Here is a 17975-nt window from a genome sequence, read left to right as displayed (position 1 = left end):
CTTCGATAGAGGATGAGCATGGAAGCCTTTCACACCCACACCGGTATCGGGGTGCCACTGCGGCGCTCCAATGTGGACACCGACCAGATCATTCCCGCGGTGTATTTGAAGCGCGTCACCCGAACCGGTTTCGAGGACGGCTTGTTCGCAACGTGGCGCTCGGATCCCTCATTCGTCCTAAACCTCAGCCCCTTTGACCGCGGCTCGGTTCTGGTGGCTGGCCCCGATTTCGGCACCGGATCGTCGCGTGAGCATGCGGTGTGGGCGCTCATGGACTACGGGTTCCGGGTGGTCATCTCGTCTCGATTCGGTGACATTTTCCGGGGCAACGCGGGCAAGGCGGGGCTGCTCGCGGCAGAAGTCGGCCAGGACGGCGTCGAGCTTCTTTGGAAGCTCATCGAGCAGAGTCCGGGCTTGGAAATCACTGCCAATCTTCAAGATCGAAATATCACCGCGGGAACGGCGGTGCTGCCGTTCAAGATTGACGATCACACTGCGTGGCGATTGCTCGAGGGTCTTGACGATATAGCCCTTACGCTGCGAAAACTCCGTGACATCGAATCGTTTGAGGCGGCTCGTCCGGAGTGGAAACCGCGCACTGTACCCAGCTCCTGATGCGAGTCGACCCGGGCGGAATTTCGTCTCGCCCGGCTAAGTAAGCGGGTCGAATTCGGGGTGCGCCACCGGTCAAGGGCGGCAACCGGATTGCGAAAATTCCAATCATCGCGTCTTGAAATTGCGCGTGGCGCTTGGCAATTTGCCAGGTGAGGGTTTACCGTGTTCGCTAGTTGGTTCGAAACGAGGACCACTGGCTTCGGAGGATTTTGGATGAACAAAGCAGAGCTCATTGACGTGCTCACGCAGAAATTGGGCTCGGACCGTCGGCAAGCGACCGCTGCTGTCGAGAATGTTGTCGACACCATTGTGCGCGCGGTGCACAAGGGCGACAGCGTAACTATTACCGGCTTCGGTGTGTTCGAGCAGCGCCGCCGCGCAGCGCGCGTGGCCCGCAATCCGCGCACCGGCGAGACGGTGAAAGTGAAGCCGACGTCTGTCCCGGCGTTTCGTCCGGGTGCCCAATTCAAAGCGGTTGTCTCTGGCGCACAGCGCCTCCCGTCGGAAGGACCTGCAGTGAAGCGTGGTGTTGTGGGCGGTGCGGCCAAGAAGGCTGCCAAGAAGGCTCCGGCTAAGAAGGCCGCCGCCAAGAAGTCTCCGGCCAAGAAGGCCGCCAAGAAGGCTCCGGCCAAGAAGGCCGCGACCAAGCGGGCGCCGGCTAAGAAGGCGACCAAGAGGGCGCCGGCCAAGAAGGCCGCGACCAAGAGGACGCCGGCCAAGAAGGCGACCAAGAGGGCTCCCGCCAAGAAGGCCGCGACCAAGAGGACGCCGGCTAAGAAGGCGACCAAGAGGGCTCCCGCCAAGAAGGCCGCGAAGCGAGCTCCGGCCAAGAAGGCGACCGCGCGCCGCGGCCGTCGCTAAGCACTAACCCGAATTCCAGACGCAGATACCCTTTGGGGGCAGCGCTGCCCCCAAAGGGTATTCGCGTGTTTAGGCCCGCACGTTGGCGGCCAGCGAGCCGCCGATATGGTTGGCCGCCACTAGCCGGCCCGCCGCCAGCGACAGCACCCACGTACTGCCCTTGTGGTTGCGGGACTTGTCGGGGCGGACGCCGTCGCGTTCGCACCACCAGGCGATCAAGTCCGGAATCACCTTGCCCTGCGTGCAGATCACCGGGGTGCCGTCCTGCGCGGCGATATCCATCACCCGGCGCCGGCCGCGTTTGGGGTTCTTCGCGTATGACTCTTCGGTGAGGGTGGGCTCGTTGCGGATCGTCACACCGAGTTCCTGTGCGAGCGGTTCCACCGTCTGGTGGCAGCGGAGCCGGTCGGCCGCGTGGACGTCGGTGGCGCCGAAGACCATCAGCTGTGGGACCAGTGCCTCCGCCTGCGCGCGTCCCCTCTTGTCCAACGGTCGCTTGGTGTCGTCCCCGGAGAACCGGGACTTGCGGCCGGCGGTGCCGTGCCGGACCACTAAGACGGTCTTCGTATCTGCAGGCTGTTTTGCAAAGCGGCGCAATACTTTTCGATCGTGTACGTAGTCCAGTTTCTTCATCGCGTCACGGACCGGCAGCCAGATCAGCTCGTCGACCTCGCTGCCCGCGCTGAATTCCCCGCCAGACGCGCGCGCCGCCCAGTAGTACACCTTTTTGACGCCCTGGTCGATCGGGTAACTCACGGTGGGAAGGCGCCTGCCGAGGACGCACCGGTGCCCGGTCTCCTCCATCACTTCGCGCGCCGCGGCCACGGGCGCGGTCTCGCCGGGGTCCACTTTGCCCTTGGGCAGCGACCAGTCGTCATAGCGGGGGCGGTGGATGACGGCGATCTCCGGGTTGGCCGAATCGAAAGTCCCGGGCCGCCACAACACCGCGCCGGCGGCATACACGAGCCGGCTTCCCGAGCGCCGGCCGGAGGACGAGTTCTGGTCGGACACCTCACTCCTGCAGGTTAATTCGGCCTGGGTCGCTCCGGCCTTGGGCGTGACCTCGAAACGTAGCACACGCCGTCAGGCGCTACGGTGCAGCTCCATCAGCGATACCTGATGGTCGCGCACGCTGTGACCATCCTGTGGCGATGCGGTCCACTGCCCGTCGGACCCGAGCTCCCAGCACCGGGTGGACGGGTCTAGCGCGGACTCGAACAAGTCGTCCAGATATGCGGTGAGCCTTGGGTCTTTGACCTGAACCAGCACCTCGACTCGGCGGTCGAGGTTGCGGTGCATCATGTCGGCGCTGCCGATCCAGTACTCGTCGATGCGATCGAAATGAATGATCCGCGAGTGCTCCAGGAACCGGCCGAGAATCGAGCGGACCGAAATGTTCTCCGAGAAGCCTTCCGTTTCGGGGCGCAGTGCGCAGATGCCGCGCACCACCACCTCGACCCGCACGCCCGCGCGCGACGCGCGATACAACGCGTCGATCACCTGCTCGTCGACGAGGGCGTTCATCTTGAGCCGAATCCGCCCCCCGCCGTTTTCACGGTGCGCGGCGATCTCACGCTCGACGCGTTCGATGATGCCGGTGCGAATGCCGTCCGGCGCCACCAACAGGTTGCGGTAGGACACTTTTCGGGAGTAGCCGGTCAGCGAATTGAACAGGTCGGTCAGGTCGGCCCCGATATCGGGCGCCGCCGTGAGCAGCCCGACATCCTCATACAGCCGCGCCGTCTTGCTGTTGTAGTTGCCGGTCCCGATGTGGCAGTACCGCCGGATCGTCGAACCCTCGCGTCGCACCACCAGGCACGTTTTGCAATGTGTCTTGAGGCCGACGAGCCCGTACACCACGTGCACGCCCGCTTGCTCCAGCGCACGCGCCCAGCGGATGTTGGCCTGTTCGTCGAAGCGTGCCTTGATCTCGACGAGCGCCACCGCCTGCTTGCCGGCCTCGGCGGCGTCGATCAGCGCCCGGACGATCGGCGAATCACCCGATGTGCGGTACAGCGTCTGTTTGATCGCCAGCACATTGGGATCCGCGGCGGCCTGCTCGATGAATCGCTGCACGCTGGTGGAGAACGAGTCGTACGGATGATGCACCAGCACATCGCCTTCGCGCAGCGTCGCGAAGATGCTCTTGGGGGTTTCCCGGTCGGCGAAGGCGGGGTGGGTGGCCGGAACGAACGCCGGGTCTTTGAGCGCCGGGCGGTCCAGTCCGTAGATCTGCCACAGCGACGAAAGATCGAGTAGGCCGGGCACTTCGATGACGTCACTGGGATTCACGTCGAGTTCTCGCAGCAGCAGCTCCAGCATGCCCTCGGTCATGTCGTCGGCGATCTCGAGTCGCACCGGAGAACCGAACCTCCGTCGCGCCAATTCCCGCTCCAGCGCTTGCAGCAGGTCTTCGTCGCGGTCCTCCTCGACTTCGAAGTCGGCGTTGCGAGTAATGCGGAAGGCGTGATGTTCGACGACGTCCATACCCGGGAACAGCACCGGAAGGAAGGCCGCGATCAGCTCTTCCATCGGCAGGTACCGGATTATGGTGCGCGCTTCGCCGGAGCCTTCGCGGGCCGGTTCGCGGCTGCCGAGTTCGACGAAGCGATCGACGTTGTCGGGCACCTTGACTCGCGCGAAGTGCTGGCCGCCGTCTTCGGGTTGCTTCACCGTGACCGCTAGATTCAGGCTCAGTCCGCTCACAAACGGGAACGGGTGGGCGGGATCGACTGCCAACGGTGTGAGGACGGGGAAAACCTGCTCGTTGAAATAGGTCGACAGTTCGTCGCGCTCGGCCTGATCCAGATCGGCCCACGTGACGATGTGAATGCCTTCCTCGGCCAGGGCCGGCCGCACCGAATCGAGAAACACGCGGGCGTGCCGCGTCGCGATCCGCTGCGTCTGCTCGCCGATGCGGGCCAATTGCTCACGCGGTGTCAGACCGTCGGCGGAGCGGACCGACAGACCCATCTCGTCGCGGCGCTTCAGTCCGGCGACCCGAACCATGTAGAACTCGTCGAGATTGGAAGCGAAGATCGCCAGAAACTTTGCCCGCTCCAGCAGCGGCAGCGAGTTGTCGTCGGCCAGCGCTAGCACGCGCGCGTTGAAGTCCAGCCAGCTCAGTTCCCGGTTGAGGTAACGGTCTTCCGGCAGTGCATCGCTGATCGCGGCGGGGGTCGCGGCCGGCGGTGCGGCCAGCGCCGGACCATCCGGTTGCCATGCCGTTTCTGCGAGGCGCGCCTCGGCTTCGGTTTCGGTCACCATGCGATCATCCCGCATCACCCGCTGGTGCTGCTAGCGCCCGACAGACATCCATCCGTCGTTGGCGCGTCGTTCATCCCCCGGACAGGTTTGCTGCCGGGGACCGGATCGGCCTAGATCTCTCAGTGCCGCGCGACGGCACGTGCTGTCGCCGCGCCGACGCCCAGCTGGCGCGCGGCCGCCAGGTCGGCGGGTGTGTCGACGTCGCAGCGCAGGCCGGGCCACGCGCCGGTCAGCTCGATCGCACCCGAACGGCGGTGCCGCGCGCAGGAATCCGGCCCGAACTGCGGCTCGAGAAAGGAACCGAACGCGCACAGCGCCGCGGTCCCGGTCGCCAGCCGGTCTGCGACGAAGCTGCGCCGATGTTGCCGGGCGGCGGCGATCGCCTCCGCCAGTTCTTGTGTCTGCAGCGCCGGCAAATCGCCTTGCAGCACAACGACATTCGAGAACGACCGGGCCACCGCGCGTTCGGCGGCGCCGATTGCGTTGTTCAGCGGGTCGCGATGGCCCTCCGGGGTCGGATCGGCCAGCACGTTCGCCCCGAGGTCGGCCGCCGCGGCCGCCGCGGCGTCGTCGGGTGTGATGACGGTGATCGAGCCGACCGATGCGACGCCGGCCGCGGCGGTCAGGGTGTCGACCAACATGGCGAGCACCACGCTCTCGCGGGTTTGCGCCGAGAACACCGGGGCCAGCCTGGTCTTGGCGGCGGCCAACCGCTTGACGGCGATGATCAGGGCAACGTCAGCTGCCCCGTCGCCCGCACCGTCGGCGCGTGTGCCGCTCATGAGGCCATCCTGCCAGCGCCGATTCCCGCAACGCCGCCTCGGGCTAATCTGAAGCGCCGGCCGCGCGATAAGAAGGCGGCGCGGTACACGGTCTCGAGGACAGACGGGGTGGTAAATGGCCAGCACGATGCCCGGCTCGGGGGGCGCCGTTGCGGTGATGGGCGCCGGTGCGTGGGGCACCGCGCTGGCCAAGGTGCTGGTGGACGCCGGGGGCCCGGACGCACGGGTCACGCTGTGGGCCCGGCGACCCGACATCGCCGAGCAGGTCAACGCCACCCGATATAACCCCGCCTATCTGCCCGGCACGTTGCTGCCGGATGGCATCCGCGCGACCGCCGATGCGAAAGATGCGCTGGCCGGCGCGTCGACGGTGCTGCTGGCGGTGCCCGCGCAGACGATGCGGGCCAACCTCGAGCAGTGGGCGCCCTGGTTGGCCGACGGCGCGACGCTGGTCAGTCTGGCGAAGGGCATCGAGCTGGGCACGCTGATGCGGATGAGTCAGGTCATCGTTTCGGTGACGGGCGTCGACCCCGCACAGGTCGGAGTGATTTCGGGGCCGAACCTCGCCAGCGAGATCGCCGAATGTCAGCCTGCCGCCACGGTTGTCGCGTGCAGTGACTCCGGCCGCGCCGTCGCCGTGCAGCGGATGCTGAACAGCGGGTACTTCCGCCCGTACACGAATAGCGATGTGGTCGGCACCGAGATAGGTGGGGCGTGCAAGAACGTCATCGCGCTGGCATGCGGGATGGCGGTCGGCGTCGGCCTCGGCGAAAACACCGTGGCGGCGATCATCACCCGCGGCCTGGCGGAGATCATGCGCCTGGGGATGGCCTTGGGCGCCAAGGGCGCGACGCTGGCCGGCCTGGCGGGGGTGGGCGACCTGGTGGCCACGTGCACGTCGCCGCATTCGCGTAACCGGTCGTTCGGCGAGTGCCTGGGCCGCGGCGGAACGATGGAATCGGCGATGCAGGCCGGGAAAGGGCACGTCGTCGAGGGGGTGACGTCGTGCGAGGCGGTGCTCGCTCTGGCGGCCAGCTACGACGTCGAGATGCCGCTGACGGAAGCCGTGCACCGGGTATGTCACAAGGGGCTCTCGGTGGGGGAGGCGATGCTGCTGCTGCTGGGCCGCAGCACCAAGCCCGAGTGAAAGCCCAGCTAGCGGCCCGGCACCCGGCCCGAGGGCGCTCCACCCGGTAGCCTCTCCAGGTTGTGAGTGCCAGCGACCGCGTGCGCGTCGCCGTCGTCTTCGGCGGGCGCAGCAACGAGCACGCCATCTCGTGCGTGTCCGCCGGCAGCATTCTGCGCAACCTCGACCCGCAGCGTTTCGAGGTGGTCGCGATCGGCATCACCCCGGAGGGTTCGTGGGTGCTCACCGACGGCGACCCGGACGCGCTGGCGATCACCGACCGACAGCTGCCCGGGGTGACCACCGCCTCAGGCACCGAGCTGGCGCTGCCGGCCGATCCGCGGCGCGGCGGCCAGCTGGTGTCGCTCCAGGCCGGTGCGGGTAGCGCCGGGGAAGTCCTGGCGTCGGTCGACGTGGTCTTTCCGGTGCTGCACGGCCCGTACGGCGAGGACGGCACGATCCAGGGGCTGCTCGAACTGGCCGGGGTGCCGTACGTCGGCGCCGGCGTGCTGTCCAGCTCGGTCGGTATGGACAAGGAATTCACCAAGAAACTGCTTACCGCCGAAGGACTTCCGGTCGGCCCGCATGCAGTGCTGCGCCCGGCGCAGGCGGCGCTGCCCCTCGACGAGTGCGAGCGGCTGGGTTTGCCGGTGTTCGTCAAACCCGCGCGCGGCGGTTCCTCGATCGGCGTCAGCCGGGTGTCGGTTTGGGACGAGCTGCCGGCCGCGGTGGCGAATGCTCGCCGGCACGATCCGAAGGTGATCGTAGAGGCGGCGATCAGCGGTCGTGAGCTGGAGTGCGGCGTGCTCGAAATGCCCGACGGCACAGTGGAAGCCAGCACGTTGGGGGAGATCCGGGTGGCCGGGGTACGCGGCCGCGAGGACTCGTTCTACGACTTCGCGACCAAATACCTCGACGATGCAGCCGAATTGGACGTTCCGGCGAAGGTCGACGACGAGATCGCCGATGCGATACGCCAATTGGCGATCCGGGCGTTCAAAGCCATTGACTGCCAGGGCCTGGCCCGGGTCGATTTCTTCCTCACCGACGACGGGCCGGTGATCAACGAGATCAACACGATGCCGGGATTCACCACGATTTCGATGTACCCGAGGATGTGGGCGGCAAGCGGCGTCGACTATCCCACGCTGCTGGCGACCATGGTGGAGACCGCGCTGGCGCGGGGCGTGGGTCTGCGCTAACGGGCCCGCTAATCCGGCCGGGCCGGGTCGATGGGCACCGCCGTGATGGTGCGGTCGATGATCTCGGAGAGCCGCTGGATGGGCGTCGGCCCCGATCCCGACGGCAGCGTCAACGCGACATACACCGGCCGGTCCACGGTGTACCAGGTGGATCTGCCCGCATTATTCGATGGGGGGCCGGCGGATTGCTGTTGGGCCCCCACCTCAAACCACTGCACCCGGTCGACGGCCTGGATCGGGGATCCCACCACGAACTCGGCCGGGCGGTCGAGTCCGCAGCGCAGCACCAGCGGCGGGCTGTCGGGTCCTGACCGCCAGGCGGCCGCGCCCTGCGGCGCCGGCTGCGCGAGCGACGCGCGCTGATAGTTACCCAGCCGCTGCGGCAGCGCGTCCGTGAGCGCCTTGCATGCGGCGCTGGCGGCCTGCGGCGCGGGGACGGCCGGAATGGCGACGGGTTGTGGTGGCGCCTCGCGGTTCGCCGCGATGACCAGGATCGCGCCGATCGCCGCGACTGCCAGCGCGACCGCGGCGATCATCGCGGCGCGCGGAGGTCCGCCGAGATCGGTCGCGGTACTGGGGTCGGTCGTCACCGCCCGCGCACCTCCTGTCTCCTACACTGGCGCGGTCGGGCAAAGACCCAACTTACCGCAGGTCGGGGCGACCCCAGAGTGGCCCGAGGAGGTGGCGTGCGTGGACTCTGACTTCGGAGCATCGGGGGAGTTCCCCACGCTGGCACGGCTCGGCGAATTCGCGGTCATCGATCGGTTGGTGCGGGGACGCCGGCAACCCGACGGGGTGCTGCTCGGGCCCGGCGATGACGCGGCGCTGGTGTCGGCGGGCGACGGCCGCACCCTGGTCTCGACCGATGTCCTGGTGCAGGACCGCCACTTTCGGCTGGACTGGTCGACACCCCACGACGTCGGCCGCAAGGCGATCGCGCAGAACGCCGCCGACATCGAGGCGATGGGTGCGCGGGCCACGGCGTTCGTCGTCGGCTTCGGCGCCCCCGGTGACACCCGCGCGGCGGACGTGGACGCGCTCGTCGACGGGCTGTGGGACGAGGCCGCGCGGATCGGCGCGGGCATCGCCGGCGGCGACCTGGTCAGCTGCCCCCAGTGGGTGTTGTCGGTGACCGTGCTGGGCGACCTGGACGGACGCGCCCCGGTGCTGCGGTCCGGGGCCCACGCCGGTTCGGTGCTCGCTGTCGCCGGCGAGTTGGGTCGCTCGGCTGCGGGATATGCCCTGTGGCACAACGGTATTGGTGGGTTCGACGAGCTTCGGCGTCGTCACCTGGTGCCCGAGCCGCCGTACGGCGCGGGAGCCACGGCCGCGAGCGCGGGCGCGGAGGCGATGATCGACGTCTCCGACGGTCTGGTGGCCGACCTGCGCCACGTCGCCGAGGCGTCCGGGGTGGGGATCGACCTGTCCACCGCCGCCCTGGCGGTGGACCGCGACGCGCTGGCCGCGGCCGCCGCCGCCGCGGGCGCCGACCCGTGGTCGTGGGTGCTGGCCGGCGGCGAAGACCACGCCCTGGCGGCCTGTTTCGCCGGTCCGGCGCCGGCCGGCTGGCGCGTCGTCGGCCGCGTGCACGACGGGCCGGCCCGCGTACTCGTCGACGGAGCGGAGTGGAGCGGCTACGCGGGATGGCAGTCGTATTAGTGTGGCGCCGTGACCGTCTACGCCATCGCCCAGCTGAAATTCACCGACCGGGCGGTATACGACCGTTACCAGGCGAGGTTCATGGAGGTCTTCGCCCGTCACACCGGAACCCTGCTGGCCGCCGACGAGTCGCCGAAGGTCGCGGAGGGACAGTGGGATCGCGAGAAGGTGGTGTTGATGTCCTTTCCCGACGAGGCGGCGTTCCACGCTTTTGTGCAATCGCCCGAATACGAGGACATCGCGAAGGACCGGCGCGCGGGCGCGGACACGGTGGTGCTGCTGGTGCAGGGATTGCGGTGACCGCGCGCCCATTGAGCGAGCTCGTCGAGCCGGGCTGGGCGACCGCGCTCAAGCCGGTGACCGACCAGGTCGCCGAGATGGGCCAATTCCTGCGCGCCGAGATCGCCGCGGGGCGCAGGTATCTGCCCGCCGGGCCGAACGTGTTGCGCGCCTTCACGTTTCCGTTCGACGACGTCCGGGTGCTGATCGTCGGCCAAGACCCCTACCCGACGCCGGGACACGCTGTGGGCCTGAGCTTTTCGGTGGCCCCCGAGGTGCGTCCGCTGCCGCGAAGCCTGGCCAACATCTTCGACGAGTACAGCGCCGACCTGGGCCATCCCCAGCCCTCGTCCGGCGACCTGACGCCGTGGGCGCAGCGCGGGGTGCTGCTTCTCAACAGGGTGCTGACGGTGCGCCCCAACAACCCGGCGTCGCATCGGGGCAAGGGCTGGGAAGCGGTGACCGAGTGCGCGATTCGCGCCCTGGTCGAGCGGTCCCGGCCGCTGGTGGCCATCCTGTGGGGCCGCGACGCTTCGACGCTCAAACCCATTCTGGCCGAAGGGGATTGCGTGGCGATCGAGTCGCCGCACCCGTCGCCGCTGTCGGCGTCGCGCGGCTTCTTCGGCTCGCGGCCGTTCAGCCGCGCCAACGAGCTGCTCGTCGGCATGGGCGCCGAGCCCGTCGATTGGCGGCTGCCGTGACCGAGATGACGGCGTTGCGGGCGCACCGCAGGGGCGGACCGGAGGTTCTCGTCGTCGAGCGCGCGCCGGCGCCGGTGGCGGGCGCCGGCGAAGTCGTCGTGGCGGTGCATGCCGCGGCCATCACGTTCGACGAATTGACGTGGGACGAAACGTGGACCCGCGACGGCGTCAGCCGCACTCCGGTGATCCTGTCGCACGAGGTATCCGGCGTCGTCTCCGATATCGGCACGGGCGTCGGAGATTTCGCGGCCGGCGACGAGGTGTACGGGTTGATCGGATTCGACCGTGACGGCGGGGCAGCGGATTTCGTTGCCGTCCCGGCGGCCGAGCTGGCGGCCAAGCCGTCGGCGGTCTCACATGTGGTCGCCGCCGCGTTGCCGCTGGCCGGGCTCACCGCCCTGCAGGCGTTGGTCGACCAGGCCGCGGTGCAACCGGGGGAGGCCGTGTTGGTGCACGGCGGCGCGGGCGGGGTCGGTGCCCTGACGGTGCAACTGGCCGCGATCCTCGGCGCGGAGGTCACCGCGACCGTGCGCAGCGACGCGGGCGAACTGCTGCGCGGCTTCGGCGCGCAGCAGGTGATCGACGTTCGAACGCAACGGTTCGAGGAAACGGGTGATACCTACGACGTCGTCATCGACACCGTCGGCGGCGAGACGCTCGACCGATCCTTTTCGGTGGTGCGCCGGGGCGGACGGTTGATCACCCTGTCGGCGCCCCCGCCCGCGGGCAAAGCCGACGAATACGGGATCACCGCGACGTTCTTCATCGTCGAGCCCAATCGAGACCAGCTCGGTGAGCTCGCGGCCCTCGTCGACAGCGGCCGGCTGCGCGTCGAAATCGCGGCGACATTCCCACTCGAGCAGGGTCGGGAAGCGTTCGAAAGCGGTCAGCGCGCCGTCCGGAGCGCGGGCAAGACCGTCATCGTCGTCCGCAGCTAGCCGCGGACGACCTTGCCGGCCTTGATGCAGGACGTGCAGGCGTTGATCCGCTGCTTGTTGCCGCCGGGACGCGCCACGACGTGCACGGTCTGGACGTTGGGGTCCCACCGGCGGCTGGTGCGGCGGTGGGAGTGCGACACCGACTTACCGAAGCCGGGGCCTTTCCCGCAGATATCGCACACAGCGGCCATTCTTCAAGCTCCTCAAAATTCGGGGGCCCGGCAAAGGATGGATCTCGACGAGCCGGGACGGCCCAGGCTGACCCGGGCCAGCCCAGAATACCGACTGCTGCGGGCAACCACCAAAACGGTCAACAGTCCACCGGCGGCAACGACCGGCGCCGTCGCCCGCGCTGGCTAGGCTCAATATGCCGGTTTACTCGAATGAAGCGCTAAGGAGGTGGGTCACCTGAGCACGTCGTCGCAGGATCGTTTGCTGGACGCGGTGGCCCTGCGCGACTGGGCGCACACCGCCGTCAGCGACCTGATCACTCACATCGACGAGATCAACCGGCTCAACGTGTTCCCCGTCGCCGATTCCGATACCGGCGCCAACATGCTGTTCACCATGCGTTCCGCCCTGGCCGAGGCCAACGCGCGCGCCGACGGCGGCTCCGGATGCGTCGCCCGCGTCGCGGGCGCCCTGTCGGCCGGGGCGCTGAACGGGGCCCGCGGCAATTCCGGCGTGATCCTGTCCCAGATCCTGCGCGGTATCGCCGATGTCACCGCCGGCGCGGCCGCCGACCGCGGCGGTGAATTGCCCGAAATGGACGCCGCGACCCTGGCCGGCGCGCTGCAACGCGGCGTCGATCTGGTCATCGCCTCGATGGGCGGGCAGGAGGTCCCGGGAACCATCGTCTCGGTCCTGCGGGCCGCGGCCGAGGCCGTCGAGGAATGCGCGGACGACGGGCTGGCCCCGGCGATCACCGCGGCCGGCGACGCGGCGGTCGTCGCGCTGGAGAAAACCACCGAACAGCTCGACGTCCTCGCCGACGCCGGGGCGGTCGACGCCGGGGGCCGGGGCCTGCTGGTCCTGTTGGACGCGCTGCACAGCACCGTCATCGGGCAGGCGCCCGCCCGCACGGTGTACGAGTTGTCGCCCCGCGCGCCGCAGCCGGAGGCCCCCGCCGAACGCCCCGCGCCGCAGTTCGAGGTGATGTACCGCCTGGACGGGTGCGATCCCGCGGCGGCCGACGCGCTGCGGGACCGGCTGTCGGAATTGGGTGATTCCGTGGCCATCGCGCCCGCGACCGCGCAGGGCACCTACTCGGTGCACGTGCACACCGACGACGCCGGCGCCGCGGTGGAAGCGGGCCTGGCGCGCGGGCGGCCGAGCCGGATCGTGGTCTCGGCGCTGAGCTCCGGCGTCACCGGGCTGCCGGCGGGCAGCTGGACGCGGGAGCGGGCGGTGTTGGCCGTGGTCGACGGCGACGGCGCCGCCGAGCTGTTCGCCAGTGAGGGCGCCTGCGTGCTGCAACCGGATCGCGAGGCGGGCGACCCGGCCACGGACATCAGCGCCCACCAGCTGGTGCGTGCCCTGGTCGACACCGGCGCCGCACAGGTGATGGTGCTGCCCAACGGTTATGTGGCCGCCGAGGAGCTGGTCGCCGGCTGCACCACCGCCATCGGGTGGGGCATCGACGTGGTGCCGATACCGACCGGCTCGATGGTGCAGGGGCTGGCCGCGCTGGCCGTGCACGAAACCGACCGCCAGGCCGTCGACGACGGCTACACCATGGCCCGCGCCGCCGGAGCCGCCCGGCACGGAGCCGTGCGCATCGCGACCGAAAGCGCGCTGACCTGGGCGGGTCGCTGCCAGCCCGGTGACGGCCTGGGCATCGCGGGCGACGAGGTGCTGATCGTGGCGGCCGATGCGGCCGGGGCGGCGATCGGCCTGCTCGATCTGCTGCTGGCGTCGGGCGGCGACCTGGTGACCGTGCTGGTCGGGGCCGGCGTCGAGACGGCCGGTGCCGAGACCGCGATCGGCGACATCCTGCAACAGCATGTGCATGACCACCATCCGGGGACCGAGCTGGTGATCTACCCGACCGGCCACCGCGGCGACGCCCTGCTGATCGGGGTCGAGTAGCCGTGGTGTCACTGGGTGACCGGCTGGACTACATCGTGGGCGCCAAGGCCGCCGGCGACCTGGACGACGTCTTCGGCATCCGGACCGTCGACGACCTGCTGCGCCACTACCCGCGCGCTTACACCGAGGGCGCCGCCGTGCGCGGCGCGGAGGACGAGCGGCCGGAAACCGGCGAGCACATCACGATCGTCGACACGATCACCGCCACCGAGACGTTCCCGATGAAGAAGAACCGGAAGAAGCTGTGTCACCGCATCACCGTCGGCTCCGGACGCGGCAGGGTGACCGCGACATTCTTCAACGCCAACTACATCAAGAAGGACCTCACCAAAGACACGAAGGTGATGCTCTCCGGGGAAGTCGGGTTTTTCCGGAACGTCATGCAGCTCACGCATCCCGCGTTCCTAATCCTCGACTCGCCGGACGGCCGCAACCGCGGCACGAAGTCGCTGAAGACCATCGCCAACGCGTCGCACGTCGCCAGCGGCGAAGAAGTGGTGGAGGTGTACCAGCGCCGCTTCTTTGCGATCTATCCGGCCAGCGCGAAGCTGCAGAGCTGGGACATCTTCGCCTGTGTCCGCCAGGTGCTCGACGTCCTGGATCCCGTGCCCGATCCGCTGCCCGCCGACCTGCGTGACCGGTTCGGCCTGATCTCCGAGGACCAGGCGCTGCGCGCCATCCATGTCTCCGAAAACGACGACGAGCGGGAGCGCGCGCGGCAGCGGTTGACGTTCGACGAGGCCGTCGGCCTGCAGTGGGCGCTCGTCGCCCGCCGCCACGGTGAGCTCTCCGCGTCGGGCCCCCCGGCCGCGCCGCGCCCGGACGGCCTGGCGGCGGAGTTGCTGCGGCGGTTGCCCTTCGAGCTGACGGCGGGACAGCGCGAGGTGCTCGCGGTGTTGTCCGACGGGCTGGCGGCGACCCGTCCGCTCAACCGCTTGCTGCAGGGCGAGGTGGGCTCGGGCAAGACGATTGTCGCGGTGCTGGCGATGCTGCAGATGGTCGACGCCGGTTACCAGTGTGCGCTGCTGGCACCGACGGAAGTGCTTGCCGCACAACATCTCCGGTCGATCCGCGACGTCCTCGGGCCCCTGGCGATGGGGGGCCAACTGGGCGGGGCCGAGAACGCGACCTCCGTGGCGCTGCTCACCGGCTCGATGACCGCGGCGCACAAGCAGCAGGTCCGCGACGAGATCGCCAGCGGTCAGGTCGGCATCGTCGTCGGCACCCACGCGCTGCTGCAGGATGCGGTGGACTTCCACAACCTGGGCATGGTGGTAGTCGACGAGCAGCACAGGTTCGGGGTGGAGCAACGAGATCAGTTGCGCGCCAAGGCTCGTGCCGGCATCACGCCGCACCTGTTGGTGATGACGGCCACGCCGATTCCGCGCACCGTCGCGCTCACCGTCTACGGGGACCTGGAGACCTCGACGCTGCGCGAACTTCCGCGCGGGCGCCAGCCCATCACCAGCAACGTCATCTTCATCAACGACAAGCCCGCATGGCTCGGCCGTGCCTGGCAGCGCATCATCGAAGAGGTCGCCGCCGGCCGCCAGGCTTATGTGGTGGCGCCCCGGATCGACGAGTCGGACGAGCCACCGAAAGGCGACCCGCAGAAGGGAAAGCAGGAGGAGCCGAACGCCCGACCGCCGGAAACCGCCGAAGGCCTTTACGCCCGACTGCGTTCCGGCGAGCTGGCGAACCTGCGGCTCGGGCTCATGCACGGGCGGCTGTCGGCCGAGGAGAAGGACGCCGCGATGGCCGCCTTTCGCGCCGGCGAGATCGATGTGTTGGTGTGCACCACCGTCATCGAGGTAGGTGTGGACGTCCCCAACGCCACGGTCATGTTGGTCATGGACGCCGACCGGTTCGGAATCAGCCAGTTGCATCAGCTGCGGGGCCGCATCGGCCGCGGCGAGCATCCGAGCCTGTGCCTGTTCGCCAGCTGGGCCTCGCCGCGATCGCCGGCCGGTCACCGGTTGTCCGCCGTGGCCGCGACCATGGACGGGTTCGCCCTTGCCGACCTCGATCTCAAGGAACGCCGCGAAGGAGATGTGCTGGGCCGCAACCAGTCCGGCAAGGCGATCGGGCTGCGGTTGCTGTCGCTGGCCGACCATCTGGCCTACATCGAGGCCGCGCGGGACTTCTGCGCGCGCGCCTACGAGGACGGGCACCCGCATCCCGGGTTGGAGCTGCTGGCGGCGCGGTTCACCGACACCGACCGCATCGAATACCTGGACAAGTCGTGAATCGCAAAGTGCTGCTGTGGTTGTCGCTCGCGGCGGTGCTCGCGGTGCTGGTCGCCTACCAGACGCTGGGCTCGTCGGCGGCCAAGCGCGCCGAAGTCGCCGCCCGCGCGGACGTCCCGACGGTGCAGCCCGGCGCCGACGTGCTGGCGGGCATCACCGTGCTGCCGCAGCGGATCCACCGCTACGACTACCGCAGGGCCGCGTACGGAGACGCGTGGGACGACGACAACGATGCCCCGTTGGGCCACAACGGATGTGACACCCGCGACGACATCCTCGACCGCGATCTCGTCGACAAGACGTACGTGTCGGTCAAGCGCTGCCCGAACGCGGTGGCCAGCGGGACCCTGCACGACCCGTACACCAACACCACCGTCGCGTTCCAGCGCGGCGCCAAGGTCGGCGAATCGGTGCAGATCGACCACATCGTCCCGCTCGCCTACGCCTGGGACATGGGGGCCTACGCGTGGCCCGAGCCCGAACGCCGGCGCTTCGCCAACGATCCGGCCAACCTGCTGGCCGTCGAGGGGCAGGCCAACCAGGACAAGGGCGATTCGCCGCCGGCCCAGTGGATGCCCCCGAACGCCGCCTTCGCGTGCCAGTACGCCATGCAGTTCATCGCCGTGCTGCGCGGTTACCAGTTGCCCGTCGATCAGCCTTCGACCGACGTGCTACGCCGGGCCGCGGCCACCTGCCCGGCAGGCTGAACCCGCACGTTCCCCACTATTTCCTCCGAGCGTGTCTACGACTGTAGACAACGCGATGTCACCGTGTTAACGTCGATATGTCTACAGATGTAGACATATCGGCTTTTGGCGCCAAAAGTACTGAACGGCAGGCGTTCACGAGCCGACACGAAAGGGATCGGTCCGTGAACGGAGAACACGACCAAGGCGGAATGCAATCCTTCGGGCCCATTCCGCGCCCACTGGACGAGCCGGTATTTCACGCCCCGTGGGAGGGGCGCGTGGAGGCCATGACGATGGCGCTGCTCGTCGCGGGCCACCTCGGCGGTGGCGGCGTGTTGCGCTATGCCATCGAGAGCCTGCCGCCGCTTCGCTACTTGCAGGACGGTTACTTCGGTCGCCACCTTGACGGGCTGGAAGGGGCGCTGGTGGACCGCGGTCTCTTGGGCCCGGCCGAGATCCGCGATCGCGTCGAGCGGCTCACCGGCGGTGGAGACCCGCGAGGCGACAGCGGCGACGTTCACCCGCCCGGCACACCGGGACCGCCGACACGAGGCGGTGAACCGAGTAACCGCCGCGAGGCCGATCATCCGGGCCGGTTCGCAGTGGGCGACGAGGTCATCGCACGCAATATTCATCCCCGCGGTCACACCAGGCTGCCCCGTTATGTGCGCGGTCGTCGCGGCGTCGTCGCCCACGTCCATCCCGCCGCGGTGTTTCCCGACACCGACGCACATGGCATGGGCGAGAACCCGCAACGCGTCTACACGGTGAGCTTCGACAGTCGCGAGCTGTGGGGAGACACCGCAGAGCCCAATCTGAAAATCCAGCTCGGACTGTGGGAAAGCTATTTGGACTCAGCATGAATCATCAAGACAGCCAACAATATTCGGATCAATCCGATCCCGCCCTGCGAACCCGCGCGATCGAATCACTCCTGCTGGAAAAGGGACTGATCACACCCGCGGCCATCGACGCGGTCGCCGCGATGCTCGAACACGACATCGGTCCGCTCAACGGTGCGCGAGTCGTAGCCCGCGCCTGGAGCGACCCCGAGTACAAGGAGCGCCTCCTGGCGGACGGCAACGCCGCCCTGGAAGAACTCGGCCTAACCGCCCCAACCGAACTCGTCGTCGTGGAAAACACGGATGGTGTCCACAACGTGATCGTCTGCACGCTGTGCTCGTGTTACCCGTGGACGCTCCTGGGCCTTCCACCGACCTGGTACAAATCTCCCGAGTACCGGGCCCGCGTGGTGATCGAGCCTCGCACGGTGCTCGCCGAGTTCGGAGTGCACCTGGACCAGTCGATCGAAATCCGCGTCTGGGACTCCACCGCGGAGACCCGCTATCTGGTCTTGCCCCGTCGGCCCGCCCACACCGCGGGCTGGAGCGTCGACGACCTCGTCGCCATCGTCACCCGTGAGGCAATGACCGGCGTCGCCCTCATCACCGACCCGCCCGACCAGCCGACGCGTCGCCGAGCGTGAATCTCGCTACGCGACGCGCCGACCGGCCGTCGTCAG

The 17975-nt window shown here is 68.7% G+C and carries 18 protein-coding genes; 13 read left to right on the top strand and 5 right to left on the bottom strand.

From position 1 onward, the window contains the following. The first annotated feature begins 18 nt into the window (after window positions 1-18). On the top strand, window positions 19-615 hold the full coding sequence (leuD, locus tag A5744_RS17770) for a 3-isopropylmalate dehydratase small subunit (protein WP_076063231.1): 597 nt from the start codon (window positions 19-21) through the stop codon (window positions 613-615). Between the two features lie 213 nt (window positions 616-828). After that, a complete protein-coding gene (locus A5744_RS17765) occupies window positions 829-1476 on the top strand; it encodes an HU family DNA-binding protein (RefSeq protein ID WP_076063229.1) in 648 nt (215 codons plus the stop codon). A gap of 69 nt (window positions 1477-1545) precedes the next feature. On the opposite strand, the gene A5744_RS17760 is transcribed toward A5744_RS17765, so the two are convergent. The 3 genes from A5744_RS17760 to cofC form a co-directional block, all read right to left on the bottom strand. Next, a complete protein-coding gene (locus A5744_RS17760; RefSeq protein WP_076063367.1) occupies window positions 1546-2487 on the bottom strand; it encodes an NUDIX hydrolase in 942 nt (313 codons plus the stop codon). Window positions 2488-2559: 72 nt separating this feature from the next. Further along, window positions 2560-4761 (bottom strand): RNA degradosome polyphosphate kinase, encoded by a 2202-nt coding sequence (locus tag A5744_RS17755; RefSeq protein ID WP_076063227.1) that lies wholly within the window; start codon window positions 4759-4761, stop codon window positions 2560-2562. A gap of 101 nt (window positions 4762-4862) precedes the next feature. After that, the gene (cofC, locus tag A5744_RS17750; protein WP_076063225.1) at window positions 4863-5525 is read right to left on the bottom strand and encodes a 2-phospho-L-lactate guanylyltransferase; all 663 of its coding nucleotides are present in this window, start codon (window positions 5523-5525) and stop codon (window positions 4863-4865) included. Window positions 5526-5652: 127 nt separating this feature from the next. Between cofC and A5744_RS17745 the strand changes: the two genes are divergently transcribed. After that, on the top strand, window positions 5653-6672 hold the full coding sequence (locus A5744_RS17745; RefSeq protein WP_240563096.1) for an NAD(P)H-dependent glycerol-3-phosphate dehydrogenase: 1020 nt from the start codon (window positions 5653-5655) through the stop codon (window positions 6670-6672). Window positions 6673-6734: 62 nt separating this feature from the next. Further along, window positions 6735-7853, top strand: coding sequence for a D-alanine--D-alanine ligase family protein (locus A5744_RS17740; protein WP_076063221.1), 1119 nt, complete (start codon window positions 6735-6737; stop codon window positions 7851-7853). Between the two features lie 8 nt (window positions 7854-7861). On the opposite strand, the gene A5744_RS17735 is transcribed toward A5744_RS17740, so the two are convergent. Beyond that, window positions 7862-8389: a DUF3515 domain-containing protein gene (locus A5744_RS17735; protein WP_076063365.1), complete on the bottom strand. Its 528-nt coding sequence runs from the start codon at window positions 8387-8389 to the stop codon at window positions 7862-7864. Between the two features lie 154 nt (window positions 8390-8543). Here A5744_RS17735 and A5744_RS17730 point away from each other — a divergent pair, with 154 nt between their 5' ends. From A5744_RS17730 to A5744_RS17715, 4 genes are read left to right on the top strand one after another with little or no spacing between them, the layout of a single operon-like run. After that, entirely contained in the window at window positions 8544-9512 is a 969-nt protein-coding gene (locus A5744_RS17730) for a thiamine-phosphate kinase (protein WP_076063220.1), read from the top strand. A 9-nt stretch (window positions 9513-9521) separates the two neighbouring features. Then, on the top strand, window positions 9522-9812 hold the full coding sequence (locus tag A5744_RS17725) for a DUF1330 domain-containing protein (protein WP_076063218.1): 291 nt from the start codon (window positions 9522-9524) through the stop codon (window positions 9810-9812). Further along, entirely contained in the window at window positions 9809-10492 is a 684-nt protein-coding gene (locus A5744_RS17720; protein WP_076063216.1) for a uracil-DNA glycosylase, read from the top strand. Before A5744_RS17725 ends, A5744_RS17720 begins: the two co-directional genes overlap by 4 nt. A 5-nt stretch (window positions 10493-10497) precedes the next feature. Then, complete coding sequence (locus A5744_RS17715) at window positions 10498-11430, top strand: NADP-dependent oxidoreductase (protein WP_076063363.1); 933 nt, start codon at window positions 10498-10500, stop codon at window positions 11428-11430. On the opposite strand, the gene rpmB is transcribed toward A5744_RS17715, so the two are convergent. Continuing rightward, a complete protein-coding gene (gene rpmB, locus A5744_RS17710; protein ID WP_076063214.1) occupies window positions 11427-11621 on the bottom strand; it encodes a 50S ribosomal protein L28 in 195 nt (64 codons plus the stop codon). The genes A5744_RS17715 and rpmB overlap by 4 nt on opposite strands. Before the next feature lie 208 nt (window positions 11622-11829). Here rpmB and A5744_RS17705 point away from each other — a divergent pair, with 208 nt between their 5' ends. The 5 genes from A5744_RS17705 (at window position 11830) to nthA (ending at window position 17939) form a co-directional block, all read left to right on the top strand. Then, the gene (locus tag A5744_RS17705) at window positions 11830-13518 is read left to right on the top strand and encodes a DAK2 domain-containing protein (RefSeq protein WP_240563086.1); all 1689 of its coding nucleotides are present in this window, start codon (window positions 11830-11832) and stop codon (window positions 13516-13518) included. 2 nt (window positions 13519-13520) lie between these two features. After that, complete coding sequence (gene recG, locus A5744_RS17700) at window positions 13521-15764, top strand: ATP-dependent DNA helicase RecG (protein ID WP_076063212.1); 2244 nt, start codon at window positions 13521-13523, stop codon at window positions 15762-15764. Then, complete coding sequence (locus tag A5744_RS17695; RefSeq protein ID WP_076063211.1) at window positions 15761-16471, top strand: HNH endonuclease family protein; 711 nt, start codon at window positions 15761-15763, stop codon at window positions 16469-16471. Before recG ends, A5744_RS17695 begins: the two co-directional genes overlap by 4 nt. 164 nt (window positions 16472-16635) lie before the next feature. After that, entirely contained in the window at window positions 16636-17316 is a 681-nt protein-coding gene (gene nthB / locus A5744_RS17690; protein ID WP_076063209.1) for a nitrile hydratase subunit beta, read from the top strand. Further along, the gene (nthA, locus tag A5744_RS17685) at window positions 17313-17939 is read left to right on the top strand and encodes a nitrile hydratase subunit alpha (RefSeq protein ID WP_076063207.1); all 627 of its coding nucleotides are present in this window, start codon (window positions 17313-17315) and stop codon (window positions 17937-17939) included. Before nthB ends, nthA begins: the two co-directional genes overlap by 4 nt. Window positions 17940-17975 lie beyond the last annotated feature (36 nt).

Origin of the sequence: Mycobacterium sp. IS-1264, assembly GCF_001954195.1 — a bacterium.
Taxonomy (GTDB): Bacteria; Actinomycetota; Actinomycetes; order Mycobacteriales; family Mycobacteriaceae; genus Mycobacterium.
Note: the sequence above shows the minus strand (reverse complement) of the source record. Positions and strands in the feature narration are given on the sequence as shown.